General features: G+C 42.7%; 15 protein-coding genes. 9 read left to right on the top strand and 6 right to left on the bottom strand.

Going from position 1 to position 17,119, the window contains the following annotated elements; genetic code table 11:
* Positions 1–207: 207 nt before the first annotated feature.
* Both OCV44_RS08135 and OCV44_RS08130 read left to right on the top strand, forming a co-directional pair.
* Entirely contained in the window at positions 208–1,134 is a 927-nt protein-coding gene (locus OCV44_RS08135; protein WP_139684833.1) for a hypothetical protein, read from the top strand.
* 260 nt (positions 1,135–1,394) lie between these two features.
* Positions 1,395–2,693: a hypothetical protein gene (locus OCV44_RS08130; protein ID WP_139684832.1), complete on the top strand. Its 1,299-nt coding sequence runs from the start codon at positions 1,395–1,397 to the stop codon at positions 2,691–2,693.
* A 441-nt stretch (positions 2,694–3,134) separates the two neighbouring features.
* Here OCV44_RS08130 and OCV44_RS08125 read toward each other — a convergent pair whose 3' ends face one another.
* Positions 3,135–4,643 carry a DUF3360 domain-containing protein gene (locus OCV44_RS08125; protein WP_012604176.1) on the bottom strand — a complete coding sequence of 503 codons (1,509 nt, stop codon included), beginning with the start codon at positions 4,641–4,643 and terminating at the stop codon, positions 3,135–3,137.
* A 412-nt stretch (positions 4,644–5,055) separates the two neighbouring features.
* Between OCV44_RS08125 and OCV44_RS08120 the strand changes: the two genes are divergently transcribed.
* The 4 genes from OCV44_RS08120 (at position 5,056) to OCV44_RS08105 (ending at position 7,697) form a co-directional block, all read left to right on the top strand.
* Entirely contained in the window at positions 5,056–5,610 is a 555-nt protein-coding gene (locus tag OCV44_RS08120; RefSeq protein ID WP_009846993.1) for a hypothetical protein, read from the top strand.
* Positions 5,611–5,944: 334 nt separating this feature from the next.
* Positions 5,945–6,817: a patatin-like phospholipase family protein gene (locus tag OCV44_RS08115; protein ID WP_139684831.1), complete on the top strand. Its 873-nt coding sequence runs from the start codon at positions 5,945–5,947 to the stop codon at positions 6,815–6,817.
* A 15-nt stretch (positions 6,818–6,832) separates the two neighbouring features.
* A complete protein-coding gene (locus tag OCV44_RS08110) occupies positions 6,833–7,201 on the top strand; it encodes a hypothetical protein (RefSeq protein ID WP_139684830.1) in 369 nt (122 codons plus the stop codon).
* Between the two features lie 157 nt (positions 7,202–7,358).
* Positions 7,359–7,697 carry a cytosolic protein gene (locus tag OCV44_RS08105; RefSeq protein WP_139684829.1) on the top strand — a complete coding sequence of 113 codons (339 nt, stop codon included), beginning with the start codon at positions 7,359–7,361 and terminating at the stop codon, positions 7,695–7,697.
* A 149-nt stretch (positions 7,698–7,846) separates the two neighbouring features.
* On the opposite strand, the gene OCV44_RS08100 is transcribed toward OCV44_RS08105, so the two are convergent.
* The 3 genes from OCV44_RS08100 to OCV44_RS08090 form a co-directional block, all read right to left on the bottom strand.
* Positions 7,847–8,854 carry a tetratricopeptide repeat protein gene (locus OCV44_RS08100; RefSeq protein ID WP_139684828.1) on the bottom strand — a complete coding sequence of 336 codons (1,008 nt, stop codon included), beginning with the start codon at positions 8,852–8,854 and terminating at the stop codon, positions 7,847–7,849.
* 203 nt (positions 8,855–9,057) lie between these two features.
* Entirely contained in the window at positions 9,058–10,257 is a 1,200-nt protein-coding gene (locus OCV44_RS08095; protein ID WP_139684827.1) for an anaerobic sulfatase maturase, read from the bottom strand.
* Positions 10,258–10,333: 76 nt separating this feature from the next.
* Complete coding sequence (locus tag OCV44_RS08090) at positions 10,334–11,785, bottom strand: sulfatase-like hydrolase/transferase (protein WP_139684826.1); 1,452 nt, start codon at positions 11,783–11,785, stop codon at positions 10,334–10,336.
* A gap of 81 nt (positions 11,786–11,866) precedes the next feature.
* On the opposite strand from OCV44_RS08090, the gene OCV44_RS08085 reads away from it, so the two are divergent.
* Entirely contained in the window at positions 11,867–12,796 is a 930-nt protein-coding gene (locus OCV44_RS08085; protein WP_139684825.1) for a LysR family transcriptional regulator, read from the top strand.
* A gap of 35 nt (positions 12,797–12,831) precedes the next feature.
* Here OCV44_RS08085 and OCV44_RS08080 read toward each other — a convergent pair whose 3' ends face one another.
* A complete protein-coding gene (locus OCV44_RS08080; RefSeq protein ID WP_139684824.1) occupies positions 12,832–13,326 on the bottom strand; it encodes a YcxB family protein in 495 nt (164 codons plus the stop codon).
* A 294-nt stretch (positions 13,327–13,620) separates the two neighbouring features.
* Here OCV44_RS08080 and OCV44_RS08075 point away from each other — a divergent pair, with 294 nt between their 5' ends.
* Positions 13,621–14,130, top strand: a complete 510-nt coding sequence (locus OCV44_RS08075; protein WP_139686330.1) for a helix-turn-helix domain-containing protein — start codon at positions 13,621–13,623, stop codon at positions 14,128–14,130.
* Entirely contained in the window at positions 14,127–14,969 is an 843-nt protein-coding gene (locus OCV44_RS08070; RefSeq protein ID WP_139686331.1) for an IS3 family transposase, read from the top strand. Before OCV44_RS08075 ends, OCV44_RS08070 begins: the two co-directional genes overlap by 4 nt.
* Positions 14,970–15,271: 302 nt before the next feature.
* On the opposite strand, the gene OCV44_RS08065 is transcribed toward OCV44_RS08070, so the two are convergent.
* Positions 15,272–17,107 (bottom strand): choice-of-anchor X domain-containing protein, encoded by a 1,836-nt coding sequence (locus OCV44_RS08065; protein ID WP_246091801.1) that lies wholly within the window; start codon positions 17,105–17,107, stop codon positions 15,272–15,274.
* Positions 17,108–17,119: the final 12 nt, after the last annotated feature.

Below are 17,119 nucleotides of genomic sequence, written 5' to 3'. Positions count from 1 at the left end.
ACTAGATACATTCATTTCAATTTGCGAGTAATGATCGCATCGTTCACTCGTTTATAGTCCTTAAACGACGGCCTCATAGTTATATAAATGCTCTATCAACCACCTCTAGATACGTCATTAGCGCTGCTGTTCTTGGTAAGGGCTGACCGAATCTAGGGGTGCTTTCTACTGATAATCACTTTAACTATGTGTTTAGGACGTCCTGCTATGGCTAAGAAAATCATATTCATTCATGGTCGCGCTCAAAAGCCCGATAAAGCTCCCCTTCAAGCACTTTGGTATGAGGCTATAGAACATGGCTTGCAGCGAGATTGTGGAGACTCAAGTTCATTACAAGTTTTTAAAGATGTCGATAAACGGTTTGTCTATTACGGTGAACTATCGAACACATTGTTAGAGAAACCAACGGAAGACCCTGCAAGTCGACAACAAGCGCTGTCTGAACTCAAAAAGTACAAGACAAGCCAGTTCAATAAAACAACGTATAACAAGGTATCTAAAATTGGTTTTCTAAAAGAGGCGTTAGCAGATACCTTTTCATCGCTATTTGGAAAGCTAGGTGTGGCTGAGACACTCATAACGAAGGTCGCACCGGACATGGCGCACTATTGGAATGAAGATACCTATTTTGGTAGCGATGTCAGGCATAGGCTAATGGTTGAGCTGAAGGAAGCGCTTGATAATCAGGATGATGTGATGATTGTATCGCACAGTCTCGGGTCGATGATCAGTTATGACGTGTTATGGAAGCTGTCTCATTACGGAGAGTATAGACACGACTATGGCGCGGATAAGAAGGTCAGCTTATTGCTTACGCTCGGGTCACCGTTAGGAGATGAAAACGTAAAAGATAGGCTAAAGGGGAGCCGCTTGAAAGATGAAAAGAAGTACCCTTTAAACATTCAGCAATGGATAAACATATCGGCAGAAGATGATTTTATCTCTCATGACAGCAAAATTAGAAATGACTTTAAGTATATGCTCAAACTGGATCTGATACCCGGCGGAATGAAAGATATCCACCCAGTTTATAACCTCAATATTCGCAACGGAAAAAGCAATCCGCACGCTTCCATCGGTTATCTCATCAACCCTAAATTCATCAAAGTGTTGGATGAATGGCTCTCTAGTTAATTTGGTTTACCATCTCAAATTGCTAGCTGCTCGTTCGTTGGAACGCAGATAAAACAAGGCCTCGCGCGTGCGAGGCCTTTTTGTTTGTTGTACAGTTCACGAAAAACTAGGACAGATAAGCCCAGCAGCATCAGATCGAGTAATCATATTTTGAGTCACAACCTTAACGGTGCCGTTTAATCTGATACTATGCGTACATCATTCTGAATGAGTTGCTCAATTAGCCCATTTTGCTTCAAACCATTAGAGCCAATAACTATATGAACAAACATCTCAATCTATTTAGAACCTACGCAAAGAAAGAACGCACTTACCAATTAGAGAATGACTTAACTCGAGCGCTGGCTATTTGCCTACAAGAGGATGCTTTGTTTCTTCATGAAGTGCTCAAGTCTATTTTTGATGGGGATGCTCGCTACAACAAACTATTTCAAGATATCAATAAACCGCCTGTACTTCAGATCTCAATTCAAAAAAATTCCGAAAGTATTAAGGATTATAAACACATCTATGCGGTTAGTTTGAGTGAAGCTGAGATGGTTAACTTCTGGGGTCAAACTCGAGTTGATGAATATGACCCAATATGCGATTTAATACTTACTATTAACGATGTTTGTATTGTAATTGAAGCCAAGAGAGATGGTATTGATTGTACTGCTCAGTTATATAATCAAATCTTCAATATTCTTCGTAAGGACAATTTAACTTTGGCTGAGTGCCAAGATATGGTTACAGACAGGGATCTAAATTGGAAGAAGCTCATGACAATTGCTGTGACGGTATCAAGCTTTGAAAAGATGGGAGGCAACAAAAATCGCTTCTTAACTGATTTTATTCAGTTGGTGCGAGATCATAATCCCGAGTGGCTTCCTGCAACGCCAATTGCCTCTCTAAATCCTAAGAGTTGTAATGCAATATATAGACGCATTCGTATTGCTGTAGAGGATTTTGAAGCTGCTAGGGGTAACCTAGAGCTCCTAACTTATAATGACCGCCTTGGGACAAACTTTTCTAAAAGCTGGGCAGATGAAGTGCTCTATGGGGTTTGTTCGGAAACTGGTGACTTAGTTGCGTCAATTTATCCAGGAAATACTAAGACTCAGGGATGGCATATTTTTCACAAAGATCCGGAATTTAGTAAAGAGCTAGTGTTAAATGGTCAATCTTACCCCTTGTGCATTGGTTATCACGTTAAATTTTCCGGGCAAGGTTATGTAAGCGGTCTATGGTTTGACAGCCATGAAATGAAGAAGAACTTGTATACACATGAAATCTTCAAAAACAAGACAGGTCGATACTCGAGAGACATTTGGAGTGATATTGAAGAGTTACTTGATGATCATTTATCTTACGACTGGAAAGGGCAATGTGAGTGGAAAACGAAAATTCTAGACTCTAACCGTACTGTTATTAATATGGCGATTGGTTACGTAGTTACATTAACAATACCGAAAGAAGTTTTGGATAAGCTCGATACGCAAATCCATGATACTACTCAGCTTACAAAGCTTGTCGGCCATATCTACGATGCTTTTGAAAATGACTTGATAAAAGATTAAGAGATCAGTTTTTTATGAAGCATCAAACCGAACAAGTTGTTTTCGTTTCCCCCTGTAGTCAATTGATATTACAGTACAGATCGCGAAGCAACTTGGGCAGTTACACGTGAGAATCCGCTACAAATCCCCTCCTAATCTCCCCTTGGTTTACATCTCCAACTTCTTGCTGGCAACGAGAAAGGGGAGGAACTGAATACCGATCGCTACATGTGCAGCTATATGTTCAGCGCCAAAGAATGTTCTCCCCCTCGGTCGTATATCTGAATAGATCGTTTAACTTAATTTGAGGGGGAGGCTTTTGCTTACGAGAACCATTCAACACACGTTGATGAAAGCGGTGAAGTTAGTGAAGTAGGGGGATGTAATTGTTCGTAGAAAAACTAAGGCCTCGCGTGTGCGAGGCCTTGTTGTGTTCTAACCAAAACTAAATATTAATCGAGGTTAACGAAAACTCGGGATAATCGCTGGAATCCCCGGTAGAAGGCCAACCAACGCCATTACACCACTTAGCACAATAAACATAATGCCAGGCAACACCCAACGGCTCATTTTACTAAGCTCACTACTACGTTCTTTACAACCGACTAAGCCTAAGTTATCCAATAGCATGGTGAGAGCCCAACCAAATGCAGGGTTAACGAGCGCTGAAGAAAATACAACAATCGCTGCTGATTGTGTGGTTTTCCCTTCACGCGTCATTTCCATTCCAGCTTCTAGCAATGGCACAAATACCCCAACAATGAGCGCAACACAAAGCACAGGTTGCCAGATAGCTAGATCCATCGGGTAACCCCAAACCGCGGCGATGATACAGAACAGAGCTGTGAGCAATGCGCCGGCAGGAATAGGGCGTTTAGCAATCGCCGCTGGTACGATGTAAGTACCCCATGAAGACGTAAAGTTAGTACCGCCGAGCAGAGAACCGAACGTTTGGCGAATTGAAGCCGTGGTCATGGTGTCGTCAATGTTCATGTGTACTTTTTCGGTACGCTCTGGATAGCTGATCTTTTGAAATACTTGATGGCCTAAGAAATCTGGCGACCACATCGCCACGGCTAGAATTGCAAACGGCAATACCACCATGAAGTGTTCAATCGTCGGTAGGCCAAGCATCCAGCCTGTATCTTCTCCCCACCAATACATAGGGTTCATGTTAGGTAAGCCTGGCTCAGTGTGGAAAGCGAATGGGGCACCCATGGCAAATGCAATCGTACCACCCAGTAAACAACTAAGAGGTACGGCTAACCAACGTTTGCGGAAGTGTTCCAATAACGCGTACAAGATAATGGTGCAAAAGATGACGACAAACGCGATGTGGCTCATGCCAATTCCTTCAGCCCAAGCGAACAGCTTTTTCACTTGAGAAGCGGTTCCAACAAAGCCAAGGTAGAGCAATAATCCGCCACATACGCCTTTACTGGTGAGGTTGGCCAACATACTGCCACCTTTACTGATGGCTAAGATTAGGCCAAAAGCGCCAATCAGCAATCCAAACGCCATAGGGTGTCCGCCTGCTGCAACCACAATCGGAATTAAAGGAATGAGTGGGCCGTGTGTACCTGCGAGGTTCGCGGTCGGCAACAGGAAGCCAGAGAAAATAATAATGAAAACAGAGGCGATGAGGAGTTCATAACGAACGTTTTCTAGAATGAAGTCTTCATTTAATCCGAGAGCCCCAGCAAAGGTGGCTGCAATGGCGCCCACCATAACCACTTTACCAATGGTCGCCGCCATCGCTGGGATGGCGTCTTCTATCTCAAATCGATAATCTTTAAACGGCAAATTTGGACGCCAGCGCTTAGGCGACATGATTTGCAATTCGTGTTCTAGATACTGTTCTCGGGAATCAAATTCCGATCTTGGTTTATGTTGTTGTTCATAGGTGAGTTCATCCTCATGGACTTGAGGCTTCTCTGTTTGTATATGTGCGGACTCTAAAGTAGTGCTCATTTTGATTCCTTTCGTTCACACTCTGAGGTGTGTTATTCCAACAAACGTTGTTGACTCACGGCATGAAGTGAAAACAATGCGTCAACTTATCATTAAAAATTCATTAACATTTAGTTGTTAGTACCTTATACCAAACCAAAAAAAACAAATAGACTCAGTCGGTTAGACATTAGTCGTAGAGTCGGACGACTAGTATTAGACCCTGTAGATAGTATGTGTCTGTTTATTTGTAGGCGATGAGCTTTATTGGTAATAAATGAATATCTAACAAGAAATGCTTGGCGTTAAAGCATCAGATAGCATCCATCGATGAGTGGTTTCTGGGGTAACGTTTTTGGTTAAAAACTATTGATAATAATTCTCATTACGTTACCTTGTGGGCTCAAACACACTCATTGTTGCGGAGACCAACATGGAACACTCGGATATTACTCAACTGCTTATTCCAAAGAGCGATTGGGCATCGCCTGATCTCTTTCTCTATGAAGGGGAAGACAAACTTCATCTGAGCTTAGAAGGCGCAATTCAATACAGTGGATTGAACAGCATTGGTGGCGTGGTTCTGGGCTTTAGGATGATCCAACATGCGGTGCAACTCGCGGCGGGTGAGCAGTCTTTGCAACGTGATGGCATCAGTGTTTATACCGCGTTCCCTGGACGTGGTGCTCAAGATGCTTTTGAGTACACATGCCGCGCACTGCGTGATAGGCGCTATTGCTGTGATACCACATTGCATCACCCTGCAGCGCAAACCGGACAACGTGGTCAGTTCTTGTTTACGCTTCGCTTGAATGAACAGTCTATGGTGATGACGCCAGCAGACGGGCTTCCAAGAAAAAGCTATTTTGAGGCCGACAGACACGCACAAGAAGGTCGAGAGGCAGCATTGAGATGGCGTGATGAGAAGATTAACTTCGCCAATACGCTCTTGAGCTTGTCGCCAGAAGAGTGCTTACGCGTGTTGTAATTCTTTGTTCTCACTTACAGAATGAGCTCAAAAACACAATGAACAACAAGAGGTCGCTCGCTTTCAAGTGGGCGACTTTTTTGTATCAAGCGCTAACGGAAAGCAGATTCCTAGTCGCGCTTAGGCTTGCTGGAATGACTCACTTTTAGTTTAGTGCGGTAGTCTAAAGTCTATGAGTTTCAGCAATCAACTTAAGCTGCCCGATCTCAATCCGCGACACATTTAGGCACGCAGGTGGTGCAGTTTTCAAAGCATTACACAGCTTACACTGACACGAAGTGATATAATTTTTGCCCAAAGCTTTGAAGAGCTAATGAATTAAAGGATGAGTACGATGGAAAAAACGATCTCGTTGGTACTTGGCAGTGGTGGCGCAAGAGGCTTGGTTCACGTTGGAATCATCCGTTGGTTAATTGAGCATGGCTATCAGATAAAATCCATCTCTGGTTGTTCAATTGGCGCACTTATCGGTGGTGTCTATGCGGCGGGTAAGTTGGATGAATTTGAAGAGTGGGTCACCAGTATCGACCAACCGGATATGGCGATGATGTTGGATTTTTCATGGCAATCGAGTGGTATCTTCAAAGGGGACAAGATCATCGATACACTGCGTGGATTGATCGGTGAGATTTCAATTGAAGAACTGCCTATCCCTTATACCGCGGTTGCCGCTAACGTCGCCGATGAAAAAGAGGTTTGGCTGCAATCAGGCTCTCTGTTTGATGCCATTCGCGCTTCTATCTCTTTGCCATTGTTCTTCACTCCTCATGTGATTAATGGCGAAGCGCTGATTGATGGCGGGGTACTCAATCCCGTACCGATTGCGCCTACCTTTGGTGATAAGACAGACTTTACTCTTGCTGTGAACTTAGGCGGCGAACCTGAAATTGTTCAACAGGAAGTGATACCTGTTTCCCTACCAACAAAAGAGAGCAACCTGCACGAAAAGGTTGTTCACTTTATCGATAATCTCGGTAGCAGTGTAAAAAGTAAAATGAGCTTTAACTTTGCAGCCTACGACATTGCCAACCAAGCGTTTGATGCGATGCAATCGACCATTGCTCGCCAAAAATTGGCCACTTATCCTGCCGATATTACGCTTGAAATCCCACGTAATGCCTGTGGCACCTTAGAGTTTGATCGCTCACAAGAGATGATAGACAGAGGCTACCATTTGGCACAGGCTAAATTGGGCAATCGACTTTAATGTATTTGCTGCTGAATGAGAGTATTTATGGAAACTGAACTAAAAGATCTTGAACTCCACGAGCTTATGGCAACAAAAGATGTCATCGTACTCACTAGCTCAGAAGCAGCTGCCGTATCTTGGCTGATAGGGTGCTATCAAGAGAACGCCGATATTCAGATTATCGAGAACGCACATCAGTTAGATACTGAAGCGGTTTTGGCGCAATGCCGAGACAGCCTGAGTGAAAATAAAAAGGTCATCCTCACCGCGCAGTTTCGTAGCCAGCTTCCTATTATCAATATCGCTTCACTGTGTAATGAGAAGCGTAAATCACTAATCAATATTGAGTTATCTGGCTGGGATGAAGAAAATCGCCTTCCTCTTTCTTATAGCAGTTTCTAGGTTATAGCGGTTCCGAGTTAACAGCATTCGCTATGTAGCAGCCGTTTTAGGTAGCAGACAATGTAAGATCATCACTTCAAATGTCTGCCGCAAATCGCCTCTGATAGTGATAGAATCCCCGCATCAGAATTATCGAGAATCTAGGTATTTATAAACAATGTTTATCCATCACGTTAACGGCATCGACTGGCTGGTGATTACAGCTTTTGAAGAACTGAAAACTATGTTTATCGAAGATGCAGGTCCAATTCCAGCTTACTTCTCGACCGCCAGTGAATTGAGCCTGATTGATCAAGCCAAGCGCAGCTATGGATTTTTACCTAAACTCCGCGGTGTGATCACCGATACTGGCACGTATCAAAGTGCAAATCTTGATGAAGATTTGAACCCACAGCTTGCGTGTATCGTTGAAGGGCGAGGTCGAGTGTTTATCTATCACGGCGACTATGTGGCTTTTGTCGATGACGAACAAACCTTCATTACTCGAATGGACTGAACATTATTCAGTGGATTTAGAGCGGTTGATTGGTTAATTGAATAATTGGTTGCGAATAAGCTGCTCTGTAGATAAAACTAAGGCCTCGCGTGCGCGAGGCCTTTTGATTTTCGAGTAACAACAATAATCTAATCTGTAATAAATTATTGTTACCAGATATCTTCGATTAAAGAGTCTTTAAGCTGCGCAGCTGCGGTAATGTTTTCTTTCGACATGTACTGTTTCACGTCGATTATCTCTTTCTCCGCATCCGAGTTACCGTATTCCTGTGCGACTTCAAACCATGCTAGCGCTTTAACAAAATCGCTCCATGTACCGTGACCATTACGGTAGGCGTAACCAACGGAATATTGACCATAATCGTTGCCCTGCATTGCGGCGCGAGTGTAATACTCTAATGCTTTTTTTGCGTCTGTCGTTTTGAAACCACACGGTTTTTTGTATCGCGTAGAAGAGTAAATATCACCCATCTTCACATAAGAAAGTGTATGTTCATCTTCTTCAATGGCTTTGCTAAATAATTGCATCGCTTTAGAGCAACTCTTTTCAACACCTTGTCCATTTAGGTAAGAAATACCCAAATTGTACATAGCACTTGCATCGCCTAAGTTAGCCGATTGCTCAAACCAATACGCAGATTTGGAGAAGTCTTGAGCGACGCCTTGACCTTCATCGTATGAAAACGCGAGTTGATACATAGCGTCAGAATAACCCGCTTTTGCAGAAGCTAGGTAATAGTCGTTGCCTTTCTTCAGGTCGACAGGTGTACCTTCACCATCAAAATACATTACGCCTAATGAATAGAGCACATAAGGGTCTTTGCTGGTTTCAGCTTTATGGTACCAAGCCAGTGCTTTTTCGTATTGCTCCTCGTAGTAATAATTATCTGCCAAGGTAATCATCGCTTTTACCTCGCCAGATTCCGCGACTTGATTCATGTACTGATATCCGCGTTGTAAGTTCTCTTCATACATTGAATCTTCAATTAAAAGGTTAGCAGCCTGCATTAGCAATTCGTTGTCGCTAGACGTTTCTGCGTTCTTTAAAAGTATGAGTTCTTCGCCTTCAAAAGCTTCTATCTCAAGATCGTATGCAAAAGTGTTAACGGATAGCAGCAGCGACAGTGACGTTAAAAAAGTACAACTTTGTTTTATCATTTAAGCCATTTCTTATATTAGTAATGTTTCACATGAATATAACAAAACGGCTTTGAAAATAAAGGAAATTTTGGGATGTCAAAAACCGAATTTACGACAATGAGACCTAGGGCATTTTAACTAGTAGAAGCTATTGAAAATCCTGAAATTCAATGACATGTGATCGGATACTGTTCACTTTAAAAAGGGGAGAAGTTGGATGCTTAAAGCTTCATCACTTCTGCTGGAGATCGGCCAGCAAACCATAAGTCACACATTGCTTTCATCTTTGCTTCACTACTATGGAAAAAATGCTCATAGCCTGCGCAAAGGTAGTTGTCTGGAGAGCTATTAGCTCTAGGAATAAAGCGTTGCTTTGGGCAACCGCCATTGCAGAGTTTAATATATGGGCACTGCTTACACTTTTCGCTTAGATCTTTCTTCTTGATAGCAAACTCGTAGTTCTGGGTACTAAAGTTCATTTCATTAATCGTTTTTGAGTGAATGTTCCCTAGTTTATGCTCCGGATAAACATAATGGTCGCAATTGTAGATGTCTCCATTTGCTTCCATCGCAAAAGCACTGCCACATCGCGGGGCCATTGTGCACATATTGCCTTGTTCACCCGCCCAACCTGCGAGAGTGTTATCGAAATAAGGCACGAATACCTGACCAACATCATGCTTCACCCAATAGTCAAAGATGGTCGTGAGGAACTGTCCAAACTTTAAAGACGGTACGCTCCATTCCGTCAACTTAGCCGCGCTATCATGCTCTGGGTCAACTAAATATAAACCCTCAAACGTCGGCTTGGTTGCTGCTCTCTCGACCAAGGGAATATATTGATGTACTTCGCTACCCAAAGCTTTTAAATGTAGATATACCTCCAATGCATGGTCAACATTGTGGCTGCCAATGACCGTTAAAGTGTTGAACTGAACGTGATGTGCACGCAATAAGTCGATGGCTTGTACTACCTTGCGGTAGGAACCTTTGCCAGAGCGACTCGTGCGGTATTTGTTGTGAAGATGCTCTGGTCCATCAATTGAGATACCAATCAAAAAGTGGTTTGTTTTGAAAAATTGACACCATTCATTGTTGAGTAATAGGCCGTTAGTTTGCAGCGTATTCTCTATGGATTTCCCTTTCGCATATTTGTTTTGCAATTGGACTGCTTTTTTATAGAACTCAATCCCCATCATCAAAGGTTCGCCGCCTTGCCAAGCAAAAGTCACATGGTCGGTATGTTGAGCCAATATGTGTTGCTCAATATAAACTTCTAACGTTTCATCCGACATTTTCCAGTTAGTATTACGCTCGGGGTATAGCTTTTCTTTCTCAAGATAAAAGCAATAGTCACAATCTAGGTTACATACAGAACCCGTTGGTTTACTCATAATATGAACAGACTTAGATACTTCCATATTTATTCCTCAGATTGTGCAGGTAGGGTTTTATGTCCTACCTGCCTAACGTTAATGACAGTCGTGCAAATGGTTGTTACTTTTCAGCTTTTCTAAAACCGTCAGGTATATGCTGAGTGAAATCAACGCCTTTGCAGTCCGGTTTGTACCCCATAGGTGCAGGGAAAGGAATGGTGTCACAACTTACCGCAAGGTTTTGTTGAATCGCGACGTTTCGTTTAACTACCGTAGGGAAAATACGGACGCCATCAGCTCGCATGTCATACATTTCTTGAGGGTCGCTAGACAGATCATAGACAGCTGGGATCTGACGTTTAACAGGGGCTTCCGGCATAATATCTTGATCGTAGAAATGCAGTTTCCAATCATTCCATTTGTATGCCTGAATGATTTGTCCATTACTGATATAAAAACCATCACGATTAGATTGCTCCATGTCGCCTTTCAGATGAGCCCACTGGCTAATACCATCGATATGACGATCAGATGGCATCTCATAGCCGACAAGTTCGCCAATTGATGGCATGACATCAACAACATGCACAATTTCATTACTGACGTTTTTTTCCTTCACAGTGCCTGGCATAGAAGCGATAAATGGCACACGTATTGAACCTTCAAGCGCTGTAAAATAATTGCCTCTCCATGGCGCCGCGATGCCATGGTGAGGGTAGTGCCACTCTGGACCGTTGTCTGACATAAAGATAATCAATGTGTCTTTTCTTGCATCGGCTTTATCAATAGTGTTGATAATTTGCCCTGCGCGAAAATCAATTTCATGCAAAACATCGGCATAATCTCCTTTGCCTGTCACTCCTGCAAAATCTGGGTGAGGAATCGTAGGCAGGTGAGGCTGAGTGAAGGAGACAAAAGTAAAGAAAGGACTGCCTTCTTCTAATTGTTGACTGATGTGTGTAATCGCTCGTTGAGTGACTTGCTCATCAATAGTTCGGCGAGTCTCTAAATTAAAGTCCATGACATCTTTTGTCTTTCCATCGACGGTGTCTTGGATTTTTGGGACGTAGCCATCTTCGTTTTCAAAGTGGAGTTGTGATGAATAGAGTGATTCGTCTGAAGTATTAAGCACCCCAAAGAAATCATCGAATCCTTGATCCAAAGGTGTGCGACCTTCAGTATCTCCAAGGTGCCATTTGCCATACATGGCGGTGTTGTAACCTTGTTCCTTTAATTTATTGGCCATGGTTACCTCCCAGTTCACCATGCCGTAATCCATGCCCCACACAACCTCTGTTGTTGCCGTTCTCAATGGGCGTCTACCAGTCATAAATGCCGAACGGGTAGGAGTGCATTGAGGCTCAACATTAAAGTTTGTCAGCCTGATGCCTTCTTCTGCTAATTTATCTAGGTTTGGGGTCGCGACGCCTCGCGTACTGCCATACGACTGAAGCTCTCCAAAGCCCAAGTTGTCGACCATCATAATGACCACATTGGTTTGCTCTGTTGCCGTTGCTGATAGGGAAGGCAGTACACCGGCTAAAACGGTAGCTAACACGCTTTTACTCATCATATTTGCTCCAATGAACATTTCTAATTGATTTCTTTTGAAAAGAATAACGCCTGGGCTTAGAATTTGAAGTGATGGATATTTATGAAGGGTATAACTATGAGGAATAGTGAGTTTTCAAAGATTAGATCGCTAGATCTCAACTTACTAAAAACATTGCTTGTTCTATTAGAGCAAAAGCATATATCTAAAAGTTCAGAGCTGCTGTTTATTACTCAACCTGCTGTTAGCAAGCAGTTATCAAAGCTTCGAGAGATGTTTGATGATCCTCTTTTGGTGAGAGTTGGGAATCAATTGGTGCTCACGCAAAAAGCGATTCAGTTATATCCCAAAGTCGATCTGCTATGTAATCAGTTCAAAAACTTAGTCGATTCAGAGGAGCTTGATTTAAGTGAGGTGACACAGAATGTCACTATCATGCTTTCAGATTACGCAAGCCCTCATTGGATGGCTCAAGTCATCAAAGAAGTATCAACGCATGCACCCAATGTGACGGTGACCTGCAAGAGTTGGAGTTATGAGAATATAAAGAAACTGACCTTAGGTGAGATTAACTTTGCGTTAGGATCGTTGCCAGAAGGCCTTTCTGGGTTCGAGACCCATGAAATCGGGGAGGTGTCGAGTTCACTGATTGCGAGACGTGAGCATGCTATTTTTTCTAATGCCGACCAACTAGAACTGTCTCTCTCAAGTTTCCCGATTGTCAAAATTCGAGGCTCGCATCGATATCAGAATATATATGATGAGCTGATCGGCGAGAGCCCGATATTGCTTGACGAAACGACACTCTGGCTAGCTCTGGAAACAGTCAAATCAACGGACGCTTATTTGGTTGGGCCTAGCAAGTTTATTGAAAGTATAGATGACAGCAATTGCTACAACAGCATCCCATTGTCAATGTTAAAGCCTATTCCTATTTCTATGTGCTGGTCTATCGGGCTTAGTGACGACCCTTTCTATAACTGGATGAAAGATATGATGATTGAAATAGGGAGTCGCATCGTCAACGAATAGCAAGGACGACTGAGTGTCCTTGCTAATTACTCACGTTAGCTTGCTTTGGAAGCTTCGTGCTGTTCAATCATGAACGTGACTGCTTCATCGCTTAAGCAAGATTTACTCACGTATTGACGCTGTTTACCAATATGAAGGATAAAGCCGAGATCGGTCTGTTCAAGTTGGTTGATGTCACTCCAAGCAATAGTATTGGTGGCTTTGCGATTTTTATAACTCACACCATCAGTATCCCCCGAAAAGATCACTTTACTGCCGGCGCCTGAGCTGATTTTTTGTCGCCATAACCACCAGGTTCTCTTGCAGTAAACGCTGAATGCTTCAATCACACTCAAAACAATAAAGAACCAGCCAACGTAACCGTTCGGTAATAGTTCAAACTCTAATAGAACCACGCCAAAAACAAGAAACAGTATTCCTTTCAAATAGGCTTTTGGAAATTGAGTCGGAAGGCTTGTTTGATCATAACACTCTGCGAAAAACGTCTTGTCGAGGGTATATTCTGTGGTGAAACCGGATTCTTTAGACATGTGTGGTTACTTTGTAGTTCTTTGTTGAGGCGCATTATATCGCTTCACGCTGGTTTGTCTTAGCGGTTTCAATCCTCTTTTGTAAATCAATAATACTGAATGCGCTTATTCATGCCAGAGTCAGTTGTTATTTCAATTGGTGTTAAATGATGTTGTTGAGATCTGAGACTAAGCCAGAAAAGATGCTAAAAGCAGGTAGACTATCGAAATTTTTTTGTTTAGAGATCATGAAAAAGCCCAAAGGTGACTGAACTGACCCCCAATAGTTGGACTCCAATTATTGGGGGTCTTTTTATGTCCAAATATAGCCGAGAGCTAAAATGTATCATTGCTAAACAATGTTTAGGTGGCGCGTCATCTCGCGATTTAGCAAAACAATATTCAATTTCTTCGAGACAGATACGGTATTGGGCTCAAGTCTTTGCCATCCATGGTACTGATTCATTTTTACCCACTAAGCATGCTGCTACTGCTCAGACAAAACGAAAAGCATTGAATTTAATGTGGACGAATGAATGGTCTCTCACGCACACTAGCGCAGTATTAAATCTCTCATCCCCTGGAATACTCTCTGTCTGGCTCAAACGATTTAATGAGCTCGGTATCAAGGGGCTCAAAATACGCCATAAAGGAAGCCCCTCAATGAAACAGCAACCTCAACGTACCACTAAGCCTGATAATGAAATGACACTTGAGGAGCTAAGAGAGGAGTTGGTCTACTTACGAACTGAGAATGCCGTTCTAAAAAAGTTGGAAGAGTTGGAGCAGGAAAAAAACCGTCGAACAAAGAAAAAGCGGTCATAGCTCTAACTCTTAAAGGCAAGTATCCATTGAAGCACTTACTGCAGACTCTACAGCTGGCAAAAAGTGTCTTTTATTATCAGGCTCAAACGAGCAAGCGCCCAAATAACTACGAACGTGAGCTGCGGTTGATAAAGTCAATTTATCATGAGCATAAGGGTCGATACGGCTACCGCCGTATTCACTTGGAACTAAAAAATCAGGGGTTCGCACTTAACCACAAAACGGTTCAAAGGCTTATGGCTCAGCTCAATCTTAAATCGACGGTCAGGATTAAAAAGTATCGTTCATACCGAGGAGAATCTGGAACAGCTGCTCCTAACGTGCTTGAAAGAGATTTTAGTGCGACTCAACCCGATGAAAAGTGGGTAACGGATGTCACGGAGTTCAAAGTCAAAGAGCAGAAAGTATACTTGTCTCCCGTGGTCGACTTGTTTACTCAGGAAGTGGTTGCTTATAGAGTGGCCAAAAATGCCTGCTTGCCGCTTGTCACGGATATGCTGACGGAAGCCATATCAACGCTTAAACCCAACTCAAAGCCAATTATACATAGCGATCAAGGTTGGCAATATCGCCATCGACAGTATCAGGAAAAGGTAGCGGAGAGTGGGTTAACGCAAAGTATGTCTAGAAAAGGTAACTGCTTGGATAATGCCGTTGCTGAAAACTTTTTTGCTTTACTCAAAACAGAGATGTATCACAATCAAAGCTTTGAAGATGCAGATGCTCTGATAGAGCAAATTAAAGAATACATCGAGTACTACAATACGAAACGTATAAAAGTGAAACTAAAAGGCCTGACTCCGATAGAATATCGAGCTCAGGCCTTGAAAGCCGCTTAACAGAAATGTCCAACTTTATGGGGTCACTTCAGACTTCAGGCTTTGCGTATATTGTGTTTTAGTTAGGGTTTGTTCAGTATTCGATGAACAATGACACTTGCTTAACACCGATGAAAAAACTTCTTTCATAAGGAGAAGAGGTAAGTACTACATCAAGTTTATTTAGCCCTGACTCTCTCTTCTCATTTAACACCTCTAATAGTTTGGGACTTGCAAAATCTAGAGATTGCCCCGCTTCTACGTTGTTGAATGTTGTTGAATGTTGTTGAATGTTGTTGAATGTTGTTGAATGTTGTTGAATGTTATTGAATGTTGTTGAATGTTGTTAATCGATTACTCCACGCTGGGCATATTGTAAAAGATTCACAGAATGTGTCGTAACTTAATGTGTTTGGAGACCAAACTTGATTTACGATATATGCTCCTACATTATTGAATGGGTACTGGAGGCTTGATTCTCCGAAATTAACAATCAGTGTTGCCTGCTTAATTTGTCCTCTAACTGAACTTAAATCAAAACTTGCTAACGTTTCGTAGTCGTAAGGGATTGCTGCTCCTGCTCTCAGGTAACCTCCGACACGATGTTCAATGATCTCTGAAGCCGGAATAGCTTGCCAGTTCTCTCTTTCGAGGCCTAATAAATTTGATGGCAACGTAACATTTACTGGCGGGCTAAAGTCAGACGCTTGGTATGTTGGTGTCTGTCCAAGTACGCCTTGTCGGTAGGAATCGACGCCACTATAAATTAACAATGCATTAAGTTCATATGCCCCATTAGCTTGCTTAAACGTTCCACCTAGAACGTTAAATCTGATGGTGTTTTCGCCGGAAACCAGTGGCTCTTGGAAGCTCACCAACTCAAGATATTCGCCTTTTGATCCAACGATATTGACAGAACCAGTGTAGGTTCCGTTACGTGTGACATGCACAGGAAACTCAAATGTTAATGAATCTATGTATGTTCCATCTTGAGACATGTTGGGCGTAGTCAGTAGAGCTCCCGTGATTTCAATAGGCTCTCGACAACGTTCAAAAGATGCCAATTCAATCGCTTCTTTGAACTTAATTCTAGGCGCTGAAATTCGTATGTCATCATGTGTGATTGTGTAGATGATAGTCGGATTGGAAGTCAATGTAGATGCTGAATCAAAAGATTCAAAAATATCTTCTGTTGAGTATTGTAAGGTGATTATCTGCTTTGCGGGTTTGAGCTGCATACGCTTACTAGTGTTAAGTTCATTAATTCCGTCGGTGAGATAACCATGAATAGCAAAATCACCCGCTGATTTCAGATCAACTTCCAAACGTTGTTCGATAGCGACCAAGCAACCTTCAGAGGAGAACAAAGGCGCGAGTGAGTGGCTGGCAAATTCGATATCAGCAGGAAAGACATGAATCTTTTTGCTTGCTTGACGAACGATGGTCATCCCGTTGTCTTGAACAGAGGTCACGCCATCAATTTGATATTCCCCTTCGGCTGTCGGTTGGAAAATATTGCTATAGACGCCATCTTCAGCCAGAGCGTCGAAATCCGCACCGTCATCTTTTAATTTGAGGCGTGTTTCTATTCTATTTTCATCCGTGATTACTGCGTGAGTTTGGGCTCCTGAAAGGGGAGAACCTTTATTTGTCAGCAACGCTGAGACAGGAACTGGTTCACCGAGCACAAATTGGTTAGCGGCTATCGCCATGCCAAACGCAATAGGGGATTGAATAGCAACCTGCGCAATAATTACCGTGTTGTAACTGGGGTTTGGAAAATCAACGATGATCTTCCATTCGCCAGATTCAGGGGCGGCTACTTCAGGCAAAAAAACATAACTACCCGGCAGGGGGGGATTTTGCGTGTCACCTGAGAGGATGTTCGCTTGAACGTCATTGGATGATGTCGCGACTTGTCCGTTTGGTCTGACTAAATAAACAGTCGCATTATCAATCGGTACGATGATTTCTGTTTTTAATGCGTCAGCTTTATCAATAGTGAACAACATTGTTATTTCGTTATCGTTACTAGTCACAGGCTGAGATAGCGTCGTGCTTGTACTCATCCCAACAGGTATTGCGTTACTCGCGATCACCGGTGTGGTGAGGGTACAGAAAAGACTGAACACAAACACTAATTGTTTGGTGAATTTCATAGTGGCCACTCC

The organism is Vibrio tasmaniensis, from assembly GCF_024347635.1.
Taxonomy (GTDB): Bacteria; Pseudomonadota; Gammaproteobacteria; order Enterobacterales; family Vibrionaceae; genus Vibrio; species Vibrio tasmaniensis.
The sequence above is the reverse complement of the archived record's forward strand: the minus strand, read 5'-3'. Positions and strand labels throughout refer to the sequence as shown.

What these genes read in the sequence shown, in the direction of transcription:
- OCV44_RS08135 (WP_139684833.1), top strand. Translation starts at nt 208, where the DNA reads ATGGCTAAGAAAATCATATTCATTCATGGTCGCGCTCAAAAGCCCGAT.
- OCV44_RS08130 (WP_139684832.1), top strand. Translation starts at nt 1,395, where the DNA reads ATGAACAAACATCTCAATCTATTTAGAACCTACGCAAAGAAAGAACGC.
- OCV44_RS08125 (WP_012604176.1), bottom strand. Translation starts at nt 4,643, where the DNA reads ATGAGCACTACTTTAGAGTCCGCACATATACAAACAGAGAAGCCTCAA.
- OCV44_RS08120 (WP_009846993.1), top strand. Translation starts at nt 5,056, where the DNA reads ATGGAACACTCGGATATTACTCAACTGCTTATTCCAAAGAGCGATTGG.
- OCV44_RS08115 (WP_139684831.1), top strand. Translation starts at nt 5,945, where the DNA reads ATGGAAAAAACGATCTCGTTGGTACTTGGCAGTGGTGGCGCAAGAGGC.
- OCV44_RS08110 (WP_139684830.1), top strand. Translation starts at nt 6,833, where the DNA reads ATGAGAGTATTTATGGAAACTGAACTAAAAGATCTTGAACTCCACGAG.
- OCV44_RS08105 (WP_139684829.1), top strand. Translation starts at nt 7,359, where the DNA reads ATGTTTATCCATCACGTTAACGGCATCGACTGGCTGGTGATTACAGCT.
- OCV44_RS08100 (WP_139684828.1), bottom strand. Translation starts at nt 8,854, where the DNA reads ATGATAAAACAAAGTTGTACTTTTTTAACGTCACTGTCGCTGCTGCTA.
- OCV44_RS08095 (WP_139684827.1), bottom strand. Translation starts at nt 10,257, where the DNA reads ATGGAAGTATCTAAGTCTGTTCATATTATGAGTAAACCAACGGGTTCT.
- OCV44_RS08090 (WP_139684826.1), bottom strand. Translation starts at nt 11,785, where the DNA reads ATGATGAGTAAAAGCGTGTTAGCTACCGTTTTAGCCGGTGTACTGCCT.
- OCV44_RS08085 (WP_139684825.1), top strand. Translation starts at nt 11,867, where the DNA reads ATGAAGGGTATAACTATGAGGAATAGTGAGTTTTCAAAGATTAGATCG.
- OCV44_RS08080 (WP_139684824.1), bottom strand. Translation starts at nt 13,326, where the DNA reads ATGTCTAAAGAATCCGGTTTCACCACAGAATATACCCTCGACAAGACG.
- OCV44_RS08075 (WP_139686330.1), top strand. Translation starts at nt 13,621, where the DNA reads ATGTCCAAATATAGCCGAGAGCTAAAATGTATCATTGCTAAACAATGT.
- OCV44_RS08065 (WP_246091801.1), bottom strand. Translation starts at nt 17,107, where the DNA reads ATGAAATTCACCAAACAATTAGTGTTTGTGTTCAGTCTTTTCTGTACC.